We start from the raw sequence: 442 nt of genomic DNA, 5'->3' as shown, positions 1-442 counted from the left end.
AAAAGGGCAAAGTTATTTAAATGAAATTGAGCTGCATGCTTTGCAAAGGCAAGAAACGCTGATATCGGATGATCTTCCTAATATTAGCGCTGGTGGTATTGGGCTTTCCATTAATTTAAAAGGCGATGAAAATGGGCTTGTGGGCTATCGTGGTAAACGCCATACAAGTGTTATTGATATCGATAAACATGCCGTTGCAAACATTCTAGATTTTTGGGAACCTCTCTTTGATCGTGGTCAAAGGGAATTAATTCTTGATCCTGACGAGTTTTATATTTTAGTTTCACGAGAATCTGTGCATGTTCCTCCGCTTTATGCAGCCGAAATGACCCCCTTTGATCCCTTAGTTGGTGAATTTAGGGTGCATTATGCAGGCTTTTTTGATCCAGGATTTGGGCATATGGAAGCAGGTGGAAAAGGGGCAAGAGCAGTCTTGGAAGTG

The 442-nt window shown here is 41.4% G+C and carries 1 protein-coding gene; it reads left to right on the top strand.

Translation table 11 applies throughout. The features are described from left to right. The coding region (locus ACFINZ_RS10280; RefSeq protein ID WP_404978073.1) for a dCTP deaminase domain-containing protein at nucleotides 1–442 on the top strand (442 nt) is incomplete at both ends.

This window comes from Bartonella sp. AA81SXKL (assembly GCF_042196945.1).
Lineage (GTDB): Bacteria > Pseudomonadota > Alphaproteobacteria > Rhizobiales > Rhizobiaceae > Bartonella.
The sequence above is the reverse complement of the archived record's forward strand: the minus strand, read 5'-3'. Positions and strand labels throughout refer to the sequence as shown.